Genomic DNA, 25,187 nt, shown 5'->3' on the forward strand with positions numbered 1-25,187 from the left:
TATATATAGATTTGTTTTATGAAAAATGGAGGTTACTATGGATATCAATAATAAACGAACCCGGACTACTATTTCTATCGTAATGCTTATTTGGGCGGTCGTCTGTATCGCGGTGACCGGACTGTATGTGGGAAACAATCACGCAGAAGCCGCGACCACGGGAACTCTCACGTCTGACTACGTGTATTTCCGCAAATCACCAAACGGCACGCCTATAAAATATAACGGCTCGGCCATACTCCTCAGGAAGGGTCAGAAGATGACCGTACTGAGCACTTCCAACAAGACATGGTACAAGGTCAAGCTTACATATAAGAAGAAGCGCTACACCGGTTATGTGTACTCCGCATTTATCAAGGTGACAAGGACAACCTCCAAGAAGGCTCACCTTCGAAAAAATGAAAACTATGTATATTTCCGAAAAACGCCAAACGGCACGCCGCTGAAGTATAACGGATCGCCGATCATGCTCATGGGCGGTCAGAGCATGACCGTACTGAGCACTTCCAACAAGACATGGTACAAGGTCAAGCTTACATATAAGAAGAAGCGCTACACCGGTTATGTATATTCCAAGTTCATCGTGATCGACTCCACTTCAGCCACAACAAAGGCCACGACCAAGGCTACTACGCAGCAGCCTACCACAGCGGCTCAGGCAGCCAAGAGCGGTTATGTGAATGAAGACTATGTATACTTCCGCAAGACGGCAGCGGGTACACCTATAACCTACAACGGAAGCGCGATCATGCTCATGAAGGGACAGGCACTCTCCGTGACTGATACATCCAACAAGTCATGGTACAAGGTCAACCTCACATACAGCAGCAAGAAGTATACAGGATTTATCTCCTCATCGCTCATCACAATGGGAACATACAAGGAACCTGACGGTAACCAGACATCGGATGCAGCATTTGAAAAGCAGTTATCCGCCCAGAACTTCCCTGAGAGCTACAAGGTGCTTCTCAGAAAGCTCCATGCGGAGCATCCAAACTGGATATTCAAGGCGGTACACACCAACCTTAACTGGAACGACGTGGTCAAGAACGAGGTCAACGTACAGGGACGTGTCAACAACCTTGTAAACTGTACATCTTCCAGTCCTAACTACGGCTGGAGATCACAGACCGTTGGATACAACTACAAGACAGACTCCTACTCATCATATGATGGTTCAACATGGTTTGCAGCCTCGGACGATCTTGTAAAGTATTACCTCGATCCGAGAACATATATGTCATCCGCAAGCTCCATGTTCGCATTTGAAAAGCTGTCATACGACTCATCACAGACAAAGTCAGGAGTTGAGGCTATATTATCTGGTTCGTTTATGCACAATGCGCACCCAACCGGTTCGACCACCACATATTCATCCATGATAATCACCGCAGCACAGAAATCCGGCGTCAGCCCTTACCACATTGCTTCACGTATCAAGCAGGAGGTCGGAGGCTCGATAACCTCGGGAACAAACGGTAAGAATGCCACATATCCCGGCATATATAACTTCTACAATATCGGTGCATTTGAGAGTGCATCAGGCAACGCTATAACAAACGGTCTGAGATGGGCTTCATCGGGCACATCGTACAACAGGCCATGGACAACACCTGCCAAATCAATAATCGGCGGTGCGATGTATATCGGAGAGTCCTACATCAACAAGGGTCAGAACACTCTGTATACTCAGAAGTTCAACGTAACCTACACAGACTGCCTGTACTGGCATCAGTACATGGGAAATGTACAGGCCCCTACAACAGAGGCATGGAAGGTATATGATGCCTACAAGTCTTCAGGAGCACTCAACAAAGCCATAACATTTGCCATACCTGTTTACAAGAATATGCCAAGCACAGCAATGAAGATGCCTGCGGCTAATCCGGGCAACCAGAACAACTACCTGAAAACACTCTCTGTAAGCGGCCAGAAGCTGTCACCTACATTTGCAATAAACAGCACTACACAGTACACGGTAAATGTGCGCTCATCTGTATCAAGTGCGACAATAAACGCTTCACCTGTAAGCAGCTACTCCACAGTGAGCGGAACGGGAACAAAAACCCTGAAATCAGGAAAGAATACATTTAAGATAGTATGTAAATCCCAGAGTAAAGCTACACGTACTTACACCATAATAATTAACAGAGGATAAGGAGGACTCGGTGGATAACCGTATATGAATATTATGAGGACTACAAGATTTAGCTTTAGAACGTTTATGACAGAAGTTGCATGTGTGTTGACTATGATGCTTTTCATGCTTCATACCACTTATGCCGCTACAGTCGCATTTAGTGTTGAGGTTCCATCCACCACGGTCGTTGTTGGCGATACCGTGGAGATCAAGGTAAGTATAAACGCAGCCGATCAGGCTTTATCAAGCTACAGCTACAATATCACATATGATTCCACATTGCTCAAGGCTGTGAGCGGCGGCACCGTGGAATCTGAGGGCACCGTAAGCTACTCCCAGGCAAATGTAAAGCCTGGAGATGCAATGACAGCAACATTTACATTTACCGCCATTGCGAGCGGAACTGCCAGCATAGAGACATCAGCAGTTGAGGTCATCTCCGACACAGAAGAGTCGATAGACATGACACCGTCATACAACTCGGTAACCATCAGCGACAAGTCAGCCGCCGCTTCCACCGAAGCAGCTTCATCTACTGTCAGCGATACCGGTCCAGAAGCCGAGCCTGCAACACCTCTTGCATTGATCGACAGCGAGACCAAGCCTGTTGTTACTGAGGATGAGGTAGGAACACTCACAGAGGCAGATCAGAACGCATCCGCACCTGCAGATACCCTTGTAAGCGTTCACTCAAACAACAACACTTATAACATCATTCCAAAGCCTAATTCAGTCTCAGTGCCAACCGGATATCTTCCAGTGAAGATCAACCTGAACGACACGGACATCAGAGCTTATATGAAGGGAAGCAGTTCCAACACCGTTCTCCTCTACGCAGCAACAAACGACGGACACCAGGGCTGGTATTTCTTCAATCCAAATGAAGGAACTTTCCTTGACGCAACGGATCTCATCGAGGAGACGGATTCGCTGTCCAGCTTCATAGACAAGCACAAGTTCGTAATAATGCTCATAGCCATCATAGTTCTTGTGATACTGGTCGTTGTCATCATCATCCTTGCTGTCTCACTCAAGGGTCTCATCGCTGATTACGAGGCTCAGATAGACAAGCTGAAGAAGGACAACGAGGAGAAGGAAAGCACAGCAAATGAAACATCAGAAGCTGCCGAGCCTTCCGCAAAAGCCGCTGAACACGTCAGAATGCCTCACCACGACAATAGCGAGGTGCCCACCATCAACAACAAGGCGCTCTTCCCTGGGGACGACGAGGTTATCCACGAGAGTTACGCAGACTCCGATTACGACAATCAGGTATCTCCTGATGAGGACGATGTCATCCACACTGACGACTATGACGACACTGCATTTGAGGATGTCGCCGATGACAGCGAGCCTATAGATTCAGCATTTGACGTCAAAGAGGATACGGAGAGCAAGATCCAGGCATCCCTCGACGAGATAGATGCGGCACTTGAATCCGCAAAGAAATACAAAGATTAATACTCACGGAATAACGTGATATACAAAAAGCACATGTATCAGTTTCAATCTGATACATGTGCTTTTATATTTGTCTGAATTTTTTTAATCTGCTTATAAGTATGCTTTCAGCACATCCACCTTGTCCAGCTTCTCCCATGGGAGATCAAGATCTGTTCTTCCGAAGTGTCCGTAAGCTGCTGTCTGCTTGTAGATAGGTCTTCTGAGGTCAAGCATCTTGATGATACCTGCTGGTCTTAAGTCAAAGTGCTCTCTAATGATCTCAACAAGCTTCTCATCTGAAAGCTTTCCTGTGCCAAATGTGTCTACCATGATGGATGTAGGTCTTGCAACACCGATAGCGTATGAGAGCTGTATCTCACACTTGTCAGCCAGACCTGCTGCAACTATGTTTTTAGCCACGTAGCGGGCCGCATAAGCCGCTGAACGGTCTACCTTGGTACAATCCTTGCCTGAGAAGGCTCCGCCGCCGTGACGGGCATATCCGCCGTATGTGTCAACGATGATCTTACGTCCTGTGAGACCACTGTCACCATTTGGTCCACCTATTACGAATCTTCCTGTTGGATTGATGAAGAACTTGGTATTCTCATCGATGAGCTCCTGTGGAAGAACCTCGTCGAATATATACTTCTTAACGTCAGCGTGGATCTGCTCCTGGCTGACTTCCTCTCCGTGCTGTGTTGAGAGAACGACTGCATCAAGTCTTACAGGCTTGTCATTCTCATCGTACTCAACTGTTACCTGTGTCTTACCGTCCGGTCTTAAGTATGGGAGTGTTCCGTTCTTTCTTACCTCTGTGAGCTTTCTTGCAAGCTTGTGGGCAAGTGCTATTGGATATGGCATGTACTCAGGTGTCTCATTTGTTGCAAATCCGAACATCATACCCTGATCTCCGGCACCGATCGCCTCGATATCATCCTCGCTCATGAGATGCTCCTTTGCCTCGAGTGCCTTGTCAACTCCCATGGCAATATCTGATGACTGCTCGTCTATGGCTGTGATAACGCCGCATGTATCGCAGTCAAATCCGTACTTTGCTCTGTCGTATCCGATCTCTCTGATCGTCTCACGAACGATCTTCTGAATATCCACATAAGCGTTGGTTGTGATCTCTCCCATGACAAGCACAAGACCTGTCGTGATGGATGTCTCACATGCCACACGGCTCATTGGATCCTGCTCCATCAGCGCGTCAAGCACTGCATCTGATATCTGGTCACAGATTTTGTCAGGATGTCCTTCTGTTACTGATTCCGATGTAAATAATCTTCTTTCCATACTACTTCCTTTCCTTTTTGTACATAAGAAAAACCGCTTCGTATGAGCGGTTTGATCGTGTCTGTCAAGCCTCTCATTGTTCGAGCACAGATCTTGTATCACCTACATATCTGCGTCGCTCAGGTCGGCACCTTCCGAATCTGACATCGGGGTTGCCATGGCTTCTTCGTCCCTTCTGACTCCACCATTCTGAATAAGAGCGTTTTTCTAATATCTATAAATGCAATCATTACTCTATATCATTGAGAGTTATTAGTCAACATATTTTTGGGGGAAATGATGCTTAATGAATTATTTTCCATATAAACCATATAAGCAGCAAATGCAGGGGATAAAACAGGTAGAAAAAATACTTGAGCTTCATCCTTCCTCTCTCTCCGCTGTACATATTCACAGGTATCATCGCCAGCAGAGCGTATAGCTGATTCATGCCCAGGCAGAGAATGTATACCAGCGAACTGAGCACTACGATCTCAATGTTCTGCTTCTTATTGAAATATGCCAGAGTATAAGCATCCGCTCCACTCCGCTCCTTCTCGATCAGATAGAACATGACTATGATTCCCACTCCCGCCATGCCGTAGTCGAATCTCAGGAACTCCGCCAGAAGTGCTGCGGCCAGTACGATCTCGACCTTCCATCTTCCGATTGGCCCCCGGCTATCCATGGCGTATATGGCAAACAGTCCGGCTGTCAGGGTGAAGAATATGTTCTGAGCCCCCGGATACCAGATCGTATCGTGCATTGCCAGATCAAATGGTATCTCTGACACCACCGCAAATATTCCAAGTCTCAGAAGATACCTCCTCACGTCGGATGTACGCAGAAGCCCCTGTACAAGCAGGAATGCAAATACAGGAAATGCCAGACGCCCCACAGCGCGCATGAACAGATTGTTGTCCACAAATACGATTCCTATATGATCAATCAGCATACTTACGCAGGCTATGATCTTCAGCGCATTGGAGGAAAATATCCTGATATTCCTTTTTTGTTTTTTTATATCATTCAGTCTATTTTCTCCCATTTATTTATCCTTTCCTCATCGTTGATCACCAGCCATACGACTGCCTTCAAGTGCTTATCCAGACTCTATATCTGTATTTGCAGACATTGTATACAGAAAAAAACAGCACATGACTTATGTTCATCATGTGCTGCTCTTCTCACAAAACCTTATATATCTATCTTCTATCGTCTAGATTCTCTTTCTGAGAGCCTTAGACAATGCTGACAGCTCCTCTGTATCAGCCTTACCCGGTATCCAGGTCATAGTCACGTTGTCCTTGATGTATCTTGGAACAAGATGCATATGGAAGTGGAATACAGTCTGGCCTGCTGCCTCGCCGTTGTTCTGAAGGATATTCAGTCCGTCCGGATTCAGCTCAGCCTTCTGTGCCTTTGCCACCTCTGTAGCTATAGTAAATATCTTGGCTGCTGTCTCAGCATCCATGCTGTATATATTGTCAAAATGTTCTTTCGGGATAATAAGCGCATGGCCCTTGTTAGCAGGATTCACATCAAGTATTACTCTGCAGATACTATCCTCATAAACTGTCGCTGATGGAATCTCACCGTTGGCTATCTTACAAAAAATGCAATCGTCCTTATTCATATAAGTTTTACCTCCTCATTGCCTCTATCCATTGTAAACCATCTGACAAAATATTACAAGCACCAAAGAGAACACCAGTTTTATACACCAGTCAAATAATTCTATAATATTGACATGTAAAATTCATTTTTCCTGTCCCTGCCCTGCGGAAATGTCTTTCTGGCACCGGCTATGACCGCAGGATCCAGCTCCGCAACGAGCAGTCTGTCGCTCACCCTCTCCGCCATCTCGTTGCCGTAGACATCATATATATGTGAGCTCGGGACATATCTCTCCCTTTTACCCATGCCCACTCTGTTCACGCCTATCACATATGCCTGATTCTCAATGGCCCTCGCCCTGAGCAGCGCTTCCCACTGGGCAACTCTCTCCTCAGGCCAGTTGGCTATCACAAGTATGGCATCGTAAGAATCCCTCGCCGCCGAAAATATCTCCGGGAATCTGAGATCATAGCATATGTATCCGCCCAGCCTCAGATCCTTGACATTCGCCTGACAAATGCGGCTGCCTGCCCGGTACACCCTGTCCTCACCGCTGAACGAAAAAGGATGTATCTTTGCGTAATCCATGATCACCTCATCACCGCTGACGATCGCCAGCTTATTTTCAAATACCTTCCTTCTGCTCTCATCAAACTCACCGCTTCCATCAGCCATGAAAGCTTCTATATAACCAAATGCCATGGCCATATCGTATTTCCTGCTGTTCTCCATGAAAAACGAAACGCTCTCCGGTATCTCACCATCCCTGTACGCCTCCCACATGCGAGCGGGCATCATGGTAAATCCCGTCAGCGTCATCTCAGGAAACACCAAGAGCTCAACGCCATTCTCATATGCCTCCTGCATGACCTCAAGACAGTGCTCCCTGGCATACTCCTTATCCTCGTATCCAATATCGATCTCCGTGATTCCGACCTTTATCATATCCCGCCTCCTGTGTATACACTCTGTATATCGTTCGAATTCTATATTAAGTATTTTACACAATAACGTGTGTTTTGCAAATGTTAACCTGCGTTCAAAATTTATGGTTGACATTCCTCCCATGTGTATATATAATGTCAACCATAGCCCTTGTGTATAGGTTAACAAATCCAGGCAGTATTCGTCATCAGCCCGTCGAAACTACCTGGATTTGTTGTGAATAAGCTGTACACAGGCATTACAATCATTGGAGGATTATTACAAATGAAAAAAGCATTTACCACTGTAGAGCTGGTCATGATGGCCATGTTCACTGCAATTCTGTGTGCATCCGCTTACCTGAGCATTCCAACACCGCTCCCTAACGCAGCACACATCACATTACTCAACTTTATGATAATTCTGATAGCTCTCGTATTTGAGCTCAGAGACTCAACGATCATAATAGCACTTTGGATGATCATGGGTGCCATCGGCGTTCCTGTATTCATCGGCGGAGGCGCAGGCCTTGGATATCTGTTCGGAGTATTCGGTGGATACACCTTCTCATTCATCATTGCATCAATCGTAGTCGGTCTCATCAAAGGCAAAAAGTACAAGAGACTTAAGTATACCATCGTTGCGATCATAGGTGTCGTGATCATTGATATCGTGGGAATGATCTGGTGGAAGTTCAACGGTAACCTCACATGGAAGGTTGCATTCTTATCAGGTTTCGTGGCATTCATTCCACTCGACCTCGTTAAGGCTGTCATCGCCGCACAGCTCGTTCCACTGTTCAAGAGACTTCTCCCTGAGAAGGACGACAAAGAGGCCAATGAACAGGCAAAAGAAGCCTGATTAATGGAAATACACAAACTTAAGTGCAATTATAGCTGTCGGCTACGATTGCACTTTTTTGTTACCATCTCGTTTAGTAAACATATTTACTAAAATTTAAAGGGTCACAAACCCGTATGTTATCATTTTTGCGGGTGATCGAATGCAGTATATGGAATTTAGCAAGGATAAAAAGTATATAGAAAGAATCCGTGGACTGCGGGAAGATCATGACTTTACACAACAATATGTTGCCCGCTATCTGAACACCTCACAGACCATGTACGCACGTTATGAAAGGGGCGCAAGCGCGCTGCCAATCCATCACCTTATATATCTCACCGAGTTATATAACGTGTCATCCGATTACATTCTTGGAATCACCAACAACCCTGTTCCATACGAAGAATATTACAGAGAAGCCGCTGTCACCGACCAGGATCCCAGATCACCGGGAAAATACGATATACACTGGAAGGGCAACAGCTAATTCTTTCCCGCACATTTGACCACTATCAACCTGTCACCGGCTTTCACGTCATCCCCCTCAAGGCTGTTGAGCTTTCTTATGGAATCAAGACTGGAATAATACTGTTTTGCGATCGACCATATGCTGTCACCGTCACGCACAACATAGCCCACTATACCTGGCGCCACCGCTTTCTTCTTCATATCGACCGGAGCCACCGTCATGTCATCGATAAGCTCTATCTCTTTCCGGGTAAATATGGTCATTCCCATATCCACTATGGCTTTTATCTCCACCTCGTCATTGCCCGGCAGCGCCGCCGTGATCTGATTGAGTGCAGGGGTAATCCTGATGGAATCCTGAGTTCTGAGCGGAACAGTCTCCACCCTGTATGAAAATGGAGCTACCACCTCCATCTGACACAGAGGTCTGCTGTCATCCGATGACACATAAAGAACTGCCGCCTTCACAGCACCCTCGACGACCACGGCGTCATCCGCCGGCCTGACATCGTCTATATCCACACTGCCCGTCACATTTACGATCTGGAGAATGGACGGCTGGCCGCTCTTGAGCCTCTCCTTCTTCACGACCCTCGTCTTTGCATTGTTTCTCATGAGAAGGTTCTCGTAGCTGAATCTGCTCCTGACGGGATCGACCTGCGCAGAATATGAGAACATATCCTTGAGAAGGTCTGCCTCCACGTCCTCGTACACCTTGATGTCCACATTGAGGCTGCTCTCCACCTGGAGTATCCTGTCCTCACCGCCGTCATTTGCACGCACGGACACCGAACCGCGGGATGCGGTTATCATATCGTCCAGTATCATATCCTCGTCTATTCCATCGCAGTTCACAGTGTCCTGGAACTCCCTCGTGGCGCTGACATACTGCACCGGAGCCACCTCGTCATCCGGCTTGTATATGACAAATATGTCCATCTTGCCGCTTATATGTACCCCCACGTCCGTGGCACGGCTCTCTATCTCCGAGAAGTTCACCTGATCCCACAGCACACGTCCGATATTCGGCTTATTTGCCGGGATCTCTATGTCCTCCTTTATCTTCATTATGTCTCTGGAAGACGCCGCAAGATTTGTAAAGCTTACCTTCTCCGTCATGCACTCTATACCAGAGCCGTTTGCTATGCCCACGGCGCCCTCTGCGGTGATCTGCTGGCACGCCCAGAGCTTCACGCCCACAAGCCCTCTCACCTCGTATTTTCTGGAATTTATCACGGTCACGTACAGATCCTCCAGCACACCCTGTACGGAAACCTTATCTCCCAGCGACAGTTCATCCGCATTTATCGTCTCCTCAAATGGCAGCTCTCCGTCATGGCTCTCAAATGAATACCCCTCCCGGTCCGTCTGGTATAGGATGGCGTAGCTCACAGTTCCTGTGATGCGCGCCTTGCCCTCCATGACGTCTATGTTTTCTATCGTCACCTGTCCTTTGCTGGCTATCTGTCTGTCTATATCCCCCTTCACATCAGGGACATTGAAATCGTCATCCACGGTAAACTCAACGTATTTTGCCGCCTTAAGATTCGTCGTTGTGATCCTGTTCTTAGTAAGCTCCATATTTTCCCCACCTTATTTTTTATGATATACCGTTCTACTTGAATACAACCGGAAGATCCATCTTCACTATCCTGACCACCATATAAGGAAATGATACATTGTCTCCCTTCACGCCATCCGTCGGAGTCGCCACCTGCCTTAAAACTCCCTTGATGTAAATGGCATTGTCGTCCTTGTACATCTCCTCCAGAGTCACCCCAACGTCATCCCTATCCTGCATGCCCGCAGCGATGACTATATATGTATATGTGCTGTTTGAATATACGAGATTAAATGGTTTTTCCTTCTTTTTGTCTATGATGGTAACCAGTTCATCCGGCAGCATGGTCTCATCGCACACGTCATAGAGCAGCGGCTCACCACTGTCCGACACCTCAAACCTTGCACATCCAACGCAGAATATCATGAGCTCCAGTGCAACCACCAGCAGGAAGGTAAGTCTGCCCCACATTCTCCCTCTTAGAAACTCTTTTTCATTTTCCACATGTATCACCTCCACCATTTGCTTTTTAAGGTGTCTGGCTGTCATTTTAAGCCACTTAACACACTTTGGTATAGTATATGTACCCCATTTGCTCTTTATGTCTGTAAACGCAAAAAAGAGGCGGGATATCCTGTTTGATATCCCGCCTCCGTATCAGAAGCTCGTCCTTCTGTATATTATTCTGTCATTCTACTCTGCGTCTGCAGGTGCGCTCTTCTCAGCCTCGATCTCGGCCTCAGCCTCTGGTGTGACCTCGATTCCAAGCTCAGCGAGCTGCTTGTCGTCTACATAGTCAGGCGCATTTGTCATGAGACATGATGCATCCTTTACCTTAGGGAATGCGATTACGTCACGGATAGAATCCTGCTTTGCCATGAGCATGACCAGACGGTCAAGACCATAGGCAAGTCCTGCGTGAGGTGGTACTCCGTACTTGAACGCATCCAGAAGGAATCCGAATCTCTCGTGAGCCTCGGCCTTTGTAAAGCCAAGGCACTCGAACATCTTCTCCTGAATGTCATCCTGATGGATTCTGACTGAACCTCCACCGATCTCATTTCCGTTTAATACTATATCATAAGCCTTTGCACGAACCCTGCCCGGATCAGAATCGATGTACTGAAGATCCTCCTCCATAGGCATGGTAAATGGATGGTGCATAGCTGTGAATCTGTTCTCCTCGTCTGACCACTCAAGAAGTGGGAACTCTGTGATCCACACGAATCTGTATACATTCTTGTCCACAAGTCCCATGAGCTCTGCCAGATGGCATCTCAGTGCGCCGAGGACTGTCCATACGATCTTTGTCTTGTCCGCTGCGAACAGAAGCAGGTCGCCAGGCTTTCCATCCATGGCTGCCACAAGGGCGTTCATCTGCTCCTCTGTCATGAACTTGGCAAATGATGACTTGTAGCTTCCATCCTCGTTGATAACTATATATGCAAGTCCCTTTGCGCCGTATGTCTTTGCATACTCGATAAGGGCATCTATCTTCTTTCTAGGCATGCTTCCCTGTCCCTCGGCATTGATACCGCGGACTGTTCCGCCATTTGCAAGGGCACCTGTGAATACTCCGAACTCACAGTCCTTGACAACATCGCTGACATCCTTGAGCTCGAGTCCAAATCTGAGGTCAGGCTTATCTGAACCAAATCTGTCCATTGCCTCCTGCCATGTCATTCTCTGAATTGGAAGCTGGATGTCGAGATCAAGTATCTCCTTGAAGAGCTTTGCAAGAAGACGCTCATTTACATCGATTACATCGTCAACGTCAACAAATGAGAGCTCCATATCCATCTGGGTGAACTCCGGCTGTCTGTCTGCACGGAGATCCTCGTCACGGAAGCATCTTGCGATCTGGAAATATCTGTCGTAACCAGAGCACATAAGAAGCTGCTTGAAGAGCTGTGGTGACTGTGGCAGAGCGTAGAATGTACCAGGGTGTACACGGCTTGGCACAAGGTAATCTCTTGCTCCCTCTGGTGTTGACTTGGTCAGCATAGGTGTCTCTATCTCAAGGAATCCCTCATCTGCCATGAACTGTCTGGCGATGGTGGCTACCTTACTCTTCATGATAAGATTTCTCTGGAGGTCAGGACGTCTGAGGTCGAGATATCTGTACTTGAGCCTTATCTCCTCCTTGGTCTTGCTGTTCTCCTCTATAGGGAATGGAGGTGTCTCTGCCTCTGACAGTATACGGAGGCTGCTTGCAACGACCTCGATGTCTCCTGTTGCAAGGTTCTCATTCACTGCACCCGCACGCTTGCACACTGTTCCCTCGATGGCTGCAACGAACTCTGAACGGAGCTTTCCTGCCTTCTCGAAGCACTCTGCGCCACACTGTGACTCCTCAAATATAACCTGTAATATTCCACTTCTATCTCGAAGATCTACAAAGATTATTCCACCTTTATTTCTGCTCTTCTGAACCCAGCCCATCACGGTGACTTTCTCACCTATGTTGGCACTGCTAACCTCTGTACATCTGTGGCTTCTCTTAAGCCCCTGCATAGATTCTGCCATCTTACGCTATCCTCCTAAAATTAAAAACTTTCCTTATGTCACTATACACTTTTTTCATTTTTCGTCAAGACCTGGAATATCGCCGTGAAGCACCTGATTCACCCTGCTCATGATGTCTGTGGTGTTGATCAGCCGCTGGAACGCCAGAAACGCCCTCATGTCGAAGTGTCTCACCTCATCTATCACCATTCCAAATGCCGTATCCGCGTCAAATGCCTTCCTGTATGGTCTGTCGCTGACCAGTGCACTGAACACATCGCACACTCTGATAAGTCTTGCGCCGAGTGGTATCTCCTCGCCCCGCATCCTGTACGGATATCCCGAGCCGTCATAGTTCTCATGGTGATAGTGCACCATATCCACTATGTCCTGATCGTAGCCCTCACGCTTAAGTATCTCCGCGCCAAGCTTGGCATGCAGCCTGACGTATCTCATCTCCTCGATCTTCATCGCACCCTGCCGCCGTCCATATATGTAAGGACTCACCTGCAGCTTGCCCACATCGTGCAGCATTCCCGCCACGGCAACCTTGTGTATGAATTCCTCATCACAGCCCAGCTCCCTCGCCAGCTCAGATGCCAGTACACTCACACACATTCCATGGCGCACCGCATCATTCATATCAACTGAATAGCATTCTTCTGCATCCTTCTCCAATGCTAATCCCATATAAATCCCGCTTTCTTACGCTCGATCATCTCATCTATTCGAGCTATATAATCGTCTACACTCTTACAATTCTCTATTCTGTCTATACGTGTCCCCTCTGTCACTCCGTCATGTCCTGGTCTCACCACAAGCTTCGATGAACTTCCGGCACCGAGACCGATGATGTCAGTCCTCTCCTCCATGATGAGTATATTGTACAGGCACTCAAGCCCCGGCTTCGAGTAACCCACGTTCTCCAGATTGCCGGTCATGTTCTTCTGTCTGTACAGATAGTATGGATCAAGCCCCATCTCAGCCGCCGCCCTCGTAACAGCACCAAGCTGGCTGTCTATATCCGACTTCAGGGTGTCACGGTATTTGTCCATCTCTATGTTCAGATTCGCCGCCCTCTTGATGGCAAGGGTGTGAACCGTCAGACTTTCAGGGGAAAGCTCCTTCACCTGTCTCAGCGTGTTCTCCACACTGTCCGTGTCCTCTCCCGGAAGTCCCACTATCAGATCCATGTTGATGTTGTCAAAGCCCGCTCTCCGGGCATTCTCCATGGCTATGACCGTCTGCTCCGGCGTATGTGCCCTGCCTATGGTCCTTAATGTCTCCTCGTTCATGGTCTGTGGATTTATGCTTATACGCGTCACTCCGTGGCGCTTCATGACCTCAAGCTTGTCAAATGTGGTACTGTCCGGTCTGCCCGCTTCTATGGTGAACTCCCTCACCTGTGACAGGTCAAATGACTTCTCTATCATGCTGCAGAGTCTGTCCATATGCTCCGCAGATATGGATGACGGCGTTCCGCCTCCCACATATATTGATATGAGCCGTTTTCCGGAATATGCCTCCGCAACGTATGCCATCTCTTTCTCGACTGCGTCCAGATATGCATCCACCTTATTCTTATATACCGCGATCGGATATGAGGTAAATGAACAGTACAAACATCTTGTCGGACAGAACGGTATGCCTATATACAGACAGTATTCGTCCTCCTCCGCCACAGAGTCTATGATTTTCTTCTCCCTGTCAGCCACCGCCACTGCCAGCTCGGCTTTCTCACGGGAGGTTCCATATATCTCCTGGTAGTTTCCTATTATATCCTCTGAGGTCATACCGGCTTCCATATAAGACACAGCTATCTTCGTAGGTCTGATACCCGTCAGGGAGCCCCACGGAAGTCTGCGGTCTGTATACTCCGAAAGCATGTTGTATATCGCCAGCTTTAACGGATTCCTCACGGCACTCTTATCCCGGCAGTCGCCATCCACAGGAATCTGTGTGCTGCACGCCAAAGTCCGCTCTCCTCCGTCTGCTACAGAATACAGCTCTATATTTATTCTATTGTCATCTATATCCGCCACAAGCTCCTTGTCTATCTCCGCCTTAAGCTCCGGCTTTTTGTCAAATATCTCCGGAACCACTATTCTTTCACCGCCGTAGAAGGCCTGGAGACTCACCCGGAGATCATTGTTGTAATCTTCTATATTCTGTATCAGTAATATCATATTTCCACCATGATCCGCCCATCAGAAGAACGGATTCATCTTCTTCTCTTTTCTTATAAGTGTTGTCTCCCCGTGTCCAGGGTACACCACGGTATCATCAGGAAGCACAAACAGCTTCTCTCTTATGTTCTCGAGCAGCGCATGCTCATCACCTGTAGGGAAATCCGATCTTCCCACACTGTATTTGAACAGCGTATCCCCTGAGAACAGTATATTCTCTGACTCGAAGTAATAGCACATTCCGCCTCTGGTATGTCCCGACACACTGATGCATCTCATCTCAGTGCCAAGCAGCTTCTTCACACTGCCGTCGCTCAGATAGTGATCCGTCTCAGTCTCTATCACCTTTTCAAATACACTGGTCATCATCGCCGACAGGTTCACCCTGCTGTTGCCGAGAACTTCCTTCTCGTCCTCCGAAGCATATGTATCCGCGCCTGTGAGCTTCTTCAGATCTCCCATCGCCGCCATGTGATCCACATGACCGTGAGTGAGATAAATGCCAACGCAGGTATACTCATTCTTCTTCAGTGTGTTGTATATATAATTCGCATTCCATGAAGGATCAATGACTATAGCCTCCCCGGTCTGCTCATTTGCCACTATATAACAATTCGTCTGGAATCCTCCCAGCTCACTTCTGATAACTTTTAATTCCGCCATATAAACCTTTCCGGCCATCAGCCCGTAGTTCTCTCTATATCAATTATATTATCAACATTCCTTATCTTGGCAATTATCGTATTCAACTGTTCCTTCGACTTGATCGCAAATGAGATCGTGATCGTAGCCTTGCCCTGCTTGCTTGTACGGCTGTTGATACTGTTTACGTTTATATTTGCCTCGCTGAGGATCTTGGTTATGTCAAATAATATGCCGTTTCGGTCATCTGCATATATATTTATCTCGGTCATGTATGTGTTCGATGCAACAGCGTCATCCTTCCACTCGGCCTCGATGACTCTGGCTCTGTCCGCCTCGCTCATGCACAACACATTTACACAGTCGGTACGGTGTATGGACACACCTCGTCCTCTGGTGATAAATCCTATGATCTCATCCCCCGGAACAGGTGAACAGCACTTGGAGAATCTCACGGCAACGTCATCTATGCCGTTTACGATTATTCCACCCTTGCCGGTATGGTTGCCATGGTTCTTCTTCACCGAATACTCGTCCAGAACCTCAGCGTTCGTGGCAGTCTGTGGCTTGTGCTCCTTGTTGTACTCATCAATCAGACGGTTTACTATCTGACCTTCCTTGATTCCGCCATGTCCAACGGCGGCAACTATGGAATCCCAATCCTGGAAATTGTACTTCTTGTATATCTTCTCCTGATACTCAGGCTTTGAGTACATGGAGTAGTCTATTCCCTTTGATTTGCAGTAGTTCAGTATGAGCTCTCTTCCGCGGCTGATATTCTCATCCTTGAGCTGATGCTTAAACCACTGGTTGATCTTTGTCCTCGCCTGTGTACTCTTGACTATATTCAGCCAGTCACGGCTTGGTCCTGTGGAGTTCTGTGAGGTTATGATCTCCACACGATCTCCGTTGTTGAGCTTGGTATCTATAGGAACCTGTCGTCCGTTAATCCTTGCACCGACCATCTTGTTGCCCACCGCCGTGTGAATGGCATAGGCAAAATCTATAGGTGTGGATCCGCTAGGAAGGTTCTTAACATCTCCGGCAGGAGTAAAGCAGTATACCTGTTCAGCAAAGAGATCAAGGTCAGTCTTGACAAAGCTCATGAACTCCTTGTTGTCATCGGTATCCCTCTGCCACTCAAGGATCTGACGGAGCCAGGAGAGCTTTTCCTCCTCCTTCTGCATGACCGTACCGGTTATGTTCTCCTTGTACTTCCAGTGCGCAGCGATACCATACTCAGCCGTTCTGTGCATCTCGTAGGTTCTTATCTGTATCTCAAATGGCTGTCCCTCAGGTCCGATCAGTGTGGTGTGAAGGGACTGGTACATGTTGGACTTAGGCATGGCTATGTAGTCCTTGAATCTTCCCGGAATAGGCTTGTACATCTCATGAATGATACCCAGTGCTGAGTAACAGTCCCTGACCGTATTCACCTTGATACGTACCGCAAATATATCGTATATCTGATCCAGAGTCTTGTTCTGGTTCTTCATCTTCTTATATATACTGAAGAAATGCTTTACTCTTCCGTCTATCTCAGCCTCAAGTCCGGCATTATCAATATGCTTCTTGACATCGGCAACGACCCTCTTGATATAAGCATCCCTCTCGGTAAGCTTCTCATCTATCTGCGCCTTGAGATCCTTGTACACATCCGGCATGAGGTACATCATGGACAGGTCATCCAGCTCGACCTTGATCTTGCTGATACCAAGTCTGTGTGCGATAGGCGCATATATATCCATGGTCTCTCTGGCCTTCTCTATCTGCTTCTCCGGTGACTGATACTGGAGGGTTCTCAGATTGTGGAGTCTGTCTGCCAGCTTTATCAGTATGACTCTGATATCCTTCGCCATGGAGAGGAACATCTTACGCAGATTCTCCGCCTGAACCTCTATCTTGTCCGTGGTCATCTTGAGCTGTGTCAGCTTCGTAACTCCATCCACAAGGAAAGCAACCTCCTCGGAGAACTCCGCTGCTATCTCCTCAGATGTCATGACTGTATCCTCAACGACATCGTGGAGTATCCCTGCCACTATCGTCTCCTTGTCGAGCTCAAGCTCTGCCAGGATTATGGCCACATTCAGAGGGTGCATGATATAAGGCTCCCCGGACTTTCTGAGCTGTCCCTTGTGGGCAGCGTCCGCCACCTTATATGCCTTCTCTATCATAGTGATGTCGGCAGATGGGTGATATGTGAGTATCCTTGAGATAAGCTCCTTATACAATTCCTCCGGCGGTGTAAAATCTGCCGGTGTGGACAGATCTATCTCTCTCTTCGCCTTCATCTGCTTATTCGCCTGCTCCTCCAGCTTTATAAGTTCATTCTGAGGAACATTCTTGCCAGACGCAAGAGCCTTCTCGATGGCTGCTATTCCATCCTTCGTGGCCTGCTCCGAGGTGATAACACCTGCTTCCGCAGCCCTCTTTGTCTCCTGAGCTATTATATTGTCCTGTGTCTTATCCAATGTCTCTCCCATATGCTCACCACACTTCCTGTTTTATTCTGCCCTGATCATTCGCCCTCAAACTGTACTACTGAAGCCACGTCATATTTGGAAAGTCTCTCTCTTCCCTTCAAGTCTGTCAGCTCTATGAGGAATACCATCTTGACTACTATTCCGCCAAGGCTCTCTATAAGCTTAGCCGCAGCCTCTATGGTTCCACCTGTTGCAATAAGATCATCCACCAGCACGACCTTCTCACCCGGCTTGATGGAATCCTTATGTATCTCTATAGTAGCCTGTCCATACTCAAGATCGTAAGACATCTCCACGGTCTCTCTCGGAAGCTTGCCCTTCTTTCTCACGAGAACAAGTCCCTTGCCGTTCTTGTATGCCAGCGGTGCTCCAAATATAAATCCTCTGGACTCTGCTCCGGCGATGACATCGTAATCTACTCCCTCCAGCAGCTTGTCCATCTCATCGATGGCCAGCTTCATGCCCTCAGGATCCTCTGTTACACTTGTCACATCCCTGAATATGATTCCCGGCTGTGGAAAATCAGGAATACTCTTGATATACTTTTCTACCTCACTCATCTTACGTCCTCCTGTATGGTATATATTACAAATGTACTTAATAGTATTCTCATCAAAGTCAGCTTATATTCCCTTGTTATAGGCCTCCATCTTCATCTGGAGTGAACGTCTTCCCATATATTCATTGATGGTCGGATAGTATGCGACATCTATCACTACGGCGTTCGGCTGACCATTTAACATTTTAACACATTCATCCTCTCCAAACCACTGTTTTATGTTATTCACAAATGTATCCGGATCAAAATCTATGGCATCCACGCACCTTCCGTACCCGGTATCAAGCTGGAGCTTCAGAAGATTTTTGTTTCTTCCAAGTATCTGCGCCCTTCGCACCGGTACTGCCGCCTGTGCAAACAACGGTTTCCTGTTACCCTTTCCGTATGGTTCAAGCCTCTCGATCTGTTCCGTCAGCTCTATGCTGTTGTACGCCAGCGGCATGGCCACATCTATCATCAGCTTAGGTGTTATATCTTCATCCGTCAGCACCGCCGCTTCATTGAGCTTCCGCCTCAGCTCGTCAAGCCTCTCCTTCTCTATGGAAAAGCCCGCCGCCATGGCATGTCCGCCAAATGCAGTGAACATCTCCCGGAACCGGTTCAGCTCCTCGAACATGTTGTAGCTGTCTATGGATCTTCCCGATCCTTTCAGTATCCCCGGCGTCTCTGCGTCCGTGAACACCATCACAGGTCTTGTGTATGCCTCCTTGAGCCTGCTGGCGATTATTCCCACAACGCTCTCATGTACAGCCGGTATATACACCACAAGTACCTTGTCCGCAAGGGTAGCCGCCTGTCCGAACTCTCCGTTCACAGTGGCTGTCTCAAGCATATCTGTGATATGCCGGGCTCCGGCCTCCGTCATGCTCTTTCTCTCATTGTTGACAGCCAGCAGGTCCCTAGCCCTTGCCTCGGCGACATTTGGATCTCTCTCAAGCAAGAACTCAAGGCTCTGTTTCGCATCCCCCAGTCTTCCCGCCGCATTGATGCACGGCCCTATCAGAAATCCCAGATCATACGTTGATATCTTCTTCTCATTTCTGCCGCTGAGCATCATGAGGGCATTCAGACCCGGATTGCGGCTGTCCTTCAGACTTTCAAGGGCATATTTTACATAGAGTCTGTTCTCATCCACCAGATCCATCATGTCACAGTTGGTAGCCAGCCCCAGGATCTCCATGAATTCATTTACCTCGCTCTCGGCTATCCCGCATATCCTGTACATGTACTGGATGAGCTTGAACGCAACGCCGGCCCCGCACAGCCCCTTGAATGGATATTCACAGTCCTGCCTCTGATTGTCTATGACCGCATCCGCCTGGGGCAGCATATATACCCGCTCGCCGCCATCACTCTCCTCAAATGGGATCTGATGGTGATCCGTGACGATGACCGTAAGCCCGCGCTCCTTCGCATATCTCACCTGTTCTATCGCCGCTATTCCATTGTCGCAGGTTATGATAGTATCAACACCATCCGCTATGGCGGCATCTATAAGTCTTTTATTTATTCCGTATCCATCATGCACTCGATGTGGAATGTCGTAATCCACCACGGTGCAGTCATCAGCGCAGCTTCCGTGCAGCGCCGTCCATGTTCTCCGAAGGCCGAGAAGCAATATATAATTGGAGGTAACCCCGTCCACGTCGTAGTCCGAGATTATCCTTATCCTCCTGTTATCGCTGAGCTTTTCCTTTATTATCTCACCGGCTTCCACCATATCCTTCATCAGTGCCGGATCGTGCATGGAATCCCAGCCGCCATCAAGGTACATAGCTATGGCTTTCTCCCCGGTGACTCCTCTGTTCGTGATAACCCTCGCCACAACAGGACTCACACCGAACCTCTCGCCTATGGCATTAAAGTCCGCTCTTTTGCCCGCCACTCTCCACTCTGGCTTCTTCACATATTTATCTATTATATCCTTCTGCTCCGGTGTCAATGTCATCTTCTGTTCTCCGTATCATTTTATCGCAGGAACATATCCGCATCCCTGCTGTATCCATCCACATATTTTAGCAGACGCATTATGGTATTACCAGTGTAAATGCCGCCATTTTGCCTGTAAATGTTGACATTTCACCTGTTATGTCTATTTGCTTTTTATTGTATAAATGTTATAATAAATATACATTTTGAATATATCTTTTGTGCATTTTGATGGCAGCATCTGAAAGTTCTATCACAAATGCGCAGTGCAAAGGAGGAGATATTTTTATGGCAAACAGATTCGTACTCAATGAAACCTCTTACCACGGAGCGGGTGCCATCGCTGAGATCGCCACAGAGGCAGTCGGCAGAGGCTTCGCCAAGGCTCTTGTGTGCTCAGATCCTGATCTGATCAAGTTCGGTGTGACCAAGAAGGTCACCGATGTTCTGGACGGTGCAGGACTTGCATACGAGATCTATTCCAACATCAAGCCAAACCCTACTATAGAGAACGTGCAGCAGGGTGTGGCCGCATTTAAGGCTGCTGAGGCAGATTACATCATCGCCATAGGCGGCGGATCATCCATGGACACTGCCAAGGGTATCGGCATAGTTATTGCCAACCCTGATTTTGCAGACATCAGAAGTCTGGAGGGTGTTGCACCTACAAAGAATAAATCAGTTCCTATATTTGCAGTTCCAACTACAGCCGGAACCGCAGCAGAGGTAACTATCAACTACGTCATCACAGATGTTGAGAAGAACCGCAAGATGGTATGTGTTGATCCTAAGGACATTCCTGTTGTGGCATTTGTCGATCCTGAGATGATGAGCTCCATGCCAAAGGGACTCACCGCAGCAACAGGTATGGATGCACTGACACACGCAATCGAGGGTTACATCACCGCAGCCGCATGGGAGCTGTCAGACATGTTCCACCTCAAGGCAATCGAGATCATCAGCCGTTCACTCAGAGGGGCTGTTGCCAATACGCCTGAGGGCCGTGCAGATATGGCTCTTGGCCAGTATGTTGCAGGCATGGGCTTCTCAAATGTAGGTCTTGGAATCGTTCATTCCATGGCTCATCCACTGGGAGCTCTGTATGACACACCTCACGGTGTTGCAAATGCCATCATTCTCCCAACTGTCATGGAGTACAACGCAGAGGCTACCGGCGAGAAGTACCGCGAGATAGCAAGAGCCATGGGCGTCAAGGGCGTGGATGACATGACCCAGGAAGAATACAGAAAGGCTGCTGTCGACGCAGTACGCCAGTTGTCCATCGATGTAGGCATTCCTACAGACCTTAAAGACATTGTAAAGCCAGAGGATATTCCATTCCTGGCACAGTCAGCCTACGATGACGCATGTCGTCCGGGCAATCCAAAAGAGACTAGCGTGGAGGATATCACCAAGCTCTACGAGTCATTGATCTAACTGACCCATTAGATCAAAATATGTCAGTCCTTTGCCGGGACTTACATATTATATATGGGACCTCACCAGTCCCCTTAAACCCCTAAAAACTAACTAAAAGAACTCCTGTTACAGAGATTTTGCTCTCTCTGCATCAGGAGTTCTTTTTTTATTCGTCGGATCCATCTGTCATGCTCTGATGGACTCAAGAATATACTCTTGAAACTCATTCATATTCTTAAATATAAAATCTGCCTTATCCCTCATCTCATCATCCGGCTGCACGAGGTCCGGGATCATGGCAATCTTCATCCCTGCCGCATATGCTGCTCTGACTCCGTTGTATGAGTCCTCCACCGCCCATGCACTCTCCGACTCAACTCCAAGCTCTTCACAGGCCTTCAGGAATATATCCGGTGCGGGTTTGCTCCGATCTACCATGTCTCCACATACAAGCTTGTCGAAGTAATCTATCACCCCGAGGTTGATGAGCTCCATGGTGACTACCTCTTTTCTGGTGGATGTGGCAAGGGCACATGGTATGCCATTATCCCTGAGCATCTTCAGCATGTCCGTAACTCCCGGCTTCAGCACAAGCTCTCCCTCTGCCGCTGCCCGGTGGAATTCCGCCGCCATCTCAACCTTGAGGCTCTCATATCTCTCCTCATCCAATGTATCCTGTCCTTCATCACATCTTCCTTTGTACATCTGCACGAACAGCTTCTTCGCCGCCTCACGGTTGAGTCCAAGGGCAGCCATACAGAAGCTCTCTATGTCCTCTATGCCATATTTGTCCGCTGTCTTCTGCCAGCTCTTGACAACCAATTGTTCTGAATCGAGGATGACTCCATCCATATCAAACACCACTGCTTTACAATTCATATCTCTTCCATCTCCCAATAATACAACAGGCTTCCACAGCATCTCTGCCATGGAAGCCTGTTATCATCTGTCATCTGACATCCGTCCGATAACTTTATTCTATTAAGCATCTTTTTCTGTCTTACCAAGCTTTGTCTTCATGTAGTACCAGAGTGGACCTGTGATACATACTGAAGAGTAAGCACCGATAACTACACCAGCCATAAGTGTGAGAGCGAACTCCTTGATGGATGCCACTCCCATGATATACAGAACGAATATTGTAACAAATGTTGTGAGTGATGTATATATTGTTCTGCTGAAGGTCTGGTTGATACTCAGGTTGACTATATCCTTGTATGTGGCCTTCTTAGGCTTCATAACACCTATATTCTCTCTTACACGGTCGAATATGATGATCGTCGCATTGATCGAGTAACCCACTATGGTAAGCAGACATGCGATACATGTGTTACCAACTGTAAGTCTCAGTATAATATACAGACAGAATACCATCGCAACATCGTGGAGAAGTGCGATAACTGCACTTGCACCAAACTTCACATCATGGAATCTGATAGCAATGTATATAAGCATCAGGATAGCTGCAAGGATGACTGAGAATATAGCGTTCTTGGACATCTCGCTGCTGACTGATCCACTTATTACGTTTGCCTCCTTGACATCTGCGCCAAGCTTGTCTGTGAGTGCGCTGCGCACCTTGGACATCTGTGAGTCATCTGTTCCGTCATCTGAAAGCTCAGGCATCTTGAACACGATCTCATTTGTTCCGGATACTGTCTGTACTGATATTCCCGCTTCACCGATACCGGCTGCCTCTGCAATGACAGGAACTATATCTTTCTCAGCCTCGCTAAGTGAGTACTCTTTGTCAAAACCTACTGTAAGGCTTGTACCGCCTGCAAACTCAACACTGAAGTTAAGTGGTGAACCCTTTGACTTATTATTAACAGGCATCATACAGAAGCATGCGATGATCACAATGAGTGATCCGAGCATACAGAACTTACCTGCCTTCACGAAGTTTGTCTTCTTTGGCTCTCTTGCAACGCCGAAATACTTGGCATCTGTAACGCCGAGATTTACAAGCGCTGTGAGCAGTGACTGGCTGACTGCCAGAGCTGTGAATACTGAAAGAACAACACCGATAGCCAGTGTGATCGCAAATCCCTTGATAGTACCTGTTCCGAATATTCCAAGTACAAGAGCTGCTATAAGTGTTGTAACGTTACCATCTATGATGGCTGACAGGGCATTGTGGAAACCACCCTTTACAGCCTGCTTTACGGACTTGCCATCCGCCAGCTCCTCTTTGATACGCGTGAATATGATTACGTTGGCATCGACCGCCATACCTACTGACAGGATAACACCAGCTATACCAGGAAGTGTCAGTGTTACGTTGAACAGATTGAGTACCAGCAGATCAAGTATTGTGTAGAATGCCAGAGCAAATGATGCCACAAGACCTGGGATCCTAAATACTATGATCATGATAAGAAATACAAGTGCAATACCGATCGCACCTGCCTTAAGGCTTGTGCTGATGGCATCTGATCCAAGTGTAGCACCTACTATATTGGAACGAACCTGCTTAAGTGTAAGAGGAAGTGCTCCGATACGGATAGTAGTAGCAAGCTGCTCGGCCTCCTCGTAGCTTCCGATCTTGTTGATTTCTGCGCTTCCGCCTGTTATGGCTGACTGTACTGTTGGTGCACTTACGACCTTGTTGTCATATATAATGTATACTATATTCCCAACATTTGCCGCGGTAACATCAGCGAACTTCTGAGCTCCCTCATCGGTGAATGCAAGCTGTACCACATTGTCATTGCCGTTATCTGAGTCAATTCCGGCTGTGGCATTTTTGATGTCATCTCCTGTAAGAGCAGCCTCATACTCCTGTCCCTGTGACCACTTTGTATAATTGTCCGGATCAAGAAACTCAAGCTTTCCCTCAATATTCAGAGCATTAAGTATCTCATCTGCATTTGTTACACCCGGGATCTCTGCTGTGATCTTCTTGTCTCCATCTTCATAGACTGAGTACTCATTGGTGTAGGCCTCTACACGCTGCTCAATCTTATACTTGGTATCCTCGAGATCCTTGTCGCTGTAATCATCCTCCTGAATCTCGTAAGTTACACTCAGACCACCCTTAAGGTCAAGTCCAAGCTTGATGTACTCGACTTTACCTCTGTCTGCAACACCGAATATTGCTGTATATATAGCAACACCCAGTATAAGCAGAAAGGCAATGATGACGAGTACAGCGTTTCTCTTTGTCTTCTTCATCGTCTTCTCCTTTTAC

Annotated in this window: 20 protein-coding genes and 1 riboswitch; of the genes, 5 read left to right on the forward strand and 15 right to left on the reverse strand. The window is 47.5% G+C overall.

Annotated features, from left to right (window positions below):
• Window positions 1–37: 37 nt before the first annotated feature.
• The gene (locus tag DXB91_RS11115) at window positions 38–2,158 is read left to right on the forward strand and encodes a cadherin-like beta sandwich domain-containing protein (protein WP_242992637.1); all 2,121 of its coding nucleotides are present in this window, start codon (window positions 38–40) and stop codon (window positions 2,156–2,158) included.
• 24 nt (window positions 2,159–2,182) lie between these two features.
• Window positions 2,183–3,601, forward strand: coding sequence for a cohesin domain-containing protein (locus DXB91_RS11120; protein ID WP_118017992.1), 1,419 nt, complete (start codon window positions 2,183–2,185; stop codon window positions 3,599–3,601).
• Window positions 3,602–3,694: 93 nt separating this feature from the next.
• On the opposite strand, the gene metK is transcribed toward DXB91_RS11120, so the two are convergent.
• The 4 genes from metK to DXB91_RS11140 all read right to left on the reverse strand — a co-directional run bounded on the left by metK (window position 3,695) and on the right by DXB91_RS11140 (window position 7,423).
• A complete protein-coding gene (gene metK / locus DXB91_RS11125; protein ID WP_022217499.1) occupies window positions 3,695–4,882 on the reverse strand; it encodes a methionine adenosyltransferase in 1,188 nt (395 codons plus the stop codon).
• Window positions 4,883–4,952: 70 nt separating this feature from the next.
• Window positions 4,953–5,082: riboswitch (SAM riboswitch) on the reverse strand.
• Window positions 5,083–5,165: 83 nt separating this feature from the next.
• Window positions 5,166–5,909 carry a TraX family protein gene (locus DXB91_RS11130; RefSeq protein ID WP_118017994.1) on the reverse strand — a complete coding sequence of 248 codons (744 nt, stop codon included), beginning with the start codon at window positions 5,907–5,909 and terminating at the stop codon, window positions 5,166–5,168.
• A gap of 171 nt (window positions 5,910–6,080) precedes the next feature.
• Window positions 6,081–6,497: an HIT family protein gene (locus DXB91_RS11135; protein ID WP_015534318.1), complete on the reverse strand. Its 417-nt coding sequence runs from the start codon at window positions 6,495–6,497 to the stop codon at window positions 6,081–6,083.
• Window positions 6,498–6,598: 101 nt separating this feature from the next.
• Window positions 6,599–7,423 (reverse strand): nitrilase-related carbon-nitrogen hydrolase, encoded by an 825-nt coding sequence (locus DXB91_RS11140; protein ID WP_118017996.1) that lies wholly within the window; start codon window positions 7,421–7,423, stop codon window positions 6,599–6,601.
• Between the two features lie 264 nt (window positions 7,424–7,687).
• Between DXB91_RS11140 and DXB91_RS11145 the strand changes: the two genes are divergently transcribed.
• Together DXB91_RS11145 and DXB91_RS14460 are read left to right on the forward strand one after the other, a co-directional pair.
• Complete coding sequence (locus DXB91_RS11145; protein WP_015534320.1) at window positions 7,688–8,263, forward strand: biotin transporter BioY; 576 nt, start codon at window positions 7,688–7,690, stop codon at window positions 8,261–8,263.
• 151 nt (window positions 8,264–8,414) lie between these two features.
• Window positions 8,415–8,732, forward strand: a complete 318-nt coding sequence (locus tag DXB91_RS14460) for a helix-turn-helix domain-containing protein (protein ID WP_308936787.1) — start codon at window positions 8,415–8,417, stop codon at window positions 8,730–8,732.
• On the opposite strand, the gene DXB91_RS11155 is transcribed toward DXB91_RS14460, so the two are convergent.
• The 9 genes from DXB91_RS11155 to recJ form a co-directional block, all read right to left on the reverse strand.
• Entirely contained in the window at window positions 8,729–10,294 is a 1,566-nt protein-coding gene (locus DXB91_RS11155; RefSeq protein ID WP_118017998.1) for a DUF3794 and LysM peptidoglycan-binding domain-containing protein, read from the reverse strand. The genes DXB91_RS14460 and DXB91_RS11155 overlap by 4 nt on opposite strands.
• Before the next feature lie 34 nt (window positions 10,295–10,328).
• Window positions 10,329–10,778 carry a protease complex subunit PrcB family protein gene (locus tag DXB91_RS11160; protein ID WP_243003561.1) on the reverse strand — a complete coding sequence of 150 codons (450 nt, stop codon included), beginning with the start codon at window positions 10,776–10,778 and terminating at the stop codon, window positions 10,329–10,331.
• Between the two features lie 189 nt (window positions 10,779–10,967).
• Entirely contained in the window at window positions 10,968–12,800 is a 1,833-nt protein-coding gene (aspS, locus tag DXB91_RS11165) for an aspartate--tRNA ligase (RefSeq protein ID WP_055146156.1), read from the reverse strand.
• A gap of 54 nt (window positions 12,801–12,854) precedes the next feature.
• Window positions 12,855–13,469: an HD-GYP domain-containing protein gene (locus DXB91_RS11170; protein ID WP_118018002.1), complete on the reverse strand. Its 615-nt coding sequence runs from the start codon at window positions 13,467–13,469 to the stop codon at window positions 12,855–12,857.
• Window positions 13,460–14,965, reverse strand: coding sequence for a coproporphyrinogen dehydrogenase HemZ (gene hemZ / locus DXB91_RS11175; protein WP_055146151.1), 1,506 nt, complete (start codon window positions 14,963–14,965; stop codon window positions 13,460–13,462). The genes DXB91_RS11170 and hemZ overlap by 10 nt, the downstream gene beginning before the upstream one ends.
• Before the next feature lie 21 nt (window positions 14,966–14,986).
• Complete coding sequence (locus DXB91_RS11180) at window positions 14,987–15,628, reverse strand: MBL fold metallo-hydrolase (RefSeq protein ID WP_070098441.1); 642 nt, start codon at window positions 15,626–15,628, stop codon at window positions 14,987–14,989.
• A gap of 17 nt (window positions 15,629–15,645) precedes the next feature.
• Window positions 15,646–18,090, reverse strand: coding sequence for a RelA/SpoT family protein (locus tag DXB91_RS11185; RefSeq protein WP_015534327.1), 2,445 nt, complete (start codon window positions 18,088–18,090; stop codon window positions 15,646–15,648).
• 35 nt (window positions 18,091–18,125) lie between these two features.
• Window positions 18,126–18,650 (reverse strand): adenine phosphoribosyltransferase, encoded by a 525-nt coding sequence (locus DXB91_RS11190; RefSeq protein WP_015534328.1) that lies wholly within the window; start codon window positions 18,648–18,650, stop codon window positions 18,126–18,128.
• A gap of 63 nt (window positions 18,651–18,713) precedes the next feature.
• Window positions 18,714–20,597, reverse strand: a complete 1,884-nt coding sequence (gene recJ / locus DXB91_RS11195) for a single-stranded-DNA-specific exonuclease RecJ (RefSeq protein ID WP_118018004.1) — start codon at window positions 20,595–20,597, stop codon at window positions 18,714–18,716.
• Between the two features lie 269 nt (window positions 20,598–20,866).
• Between recJ and fucO the strand changes: the two genes are divergently transcribed.
• On the forward strand, window positions 20,867–22,015 hold the full coding sequence (gene fucO, locus DXB91_RS11200; RefSeq protein WP_015534330.1) for a lactaldehyde reductase: 1,149 nt from the start codon (window positions 20,867–20,869) through the stop codon (window positions 22,013–22,015).
• 168 nt (window positions 22,016–22,183) lie between these two features.
• On the opposite strand, the gene DXB91_RS11205 is transcribed toward fucO, so the two are convergent.
• Together DXB91_RS11205 and DXB91_RS11210 are read right to left on the reverse strand one after the other, a co-directional pair.
• Window positions 22,184–22,876 (reverse strand): HAD family hydrolase, encoded by a 693-nt coding sequence (locus tag DXB91_RS11205; RefSeq protein ID WP_242992639.1) that lies wholly within the window; start codon window positions 22,874–22,876, stop codon window positions 22,184–22,186.
• Between the two features lie 102 nt (window positions 22,877–22,978).
• Window positions 22,979–25,171 (reverse strand): protein translocase subunit SecDF, encoded by a 2,193-nt coding sequence (locus DXB91_RS11210; protein WP_015534332.1) that lies wholly within the window; start codon window positions 25,169–25,171, stop codon window positions 22,979–22,981.
• Window positions 25,172–25,187: the final 16 nt, after the last annotated feature.

Origin of the sequence: Coprococcus sp. OM06-34AC (assembly GCF_003462545.1) — a bacterium.
In the GTDB taxonomy this organism is placed as follows: domain Bacteria; phylum Bacillota; class Clostridia; order Lachnospirales; family Lachnospiraceae; genus Coprococcus; species Coprococcus aceti.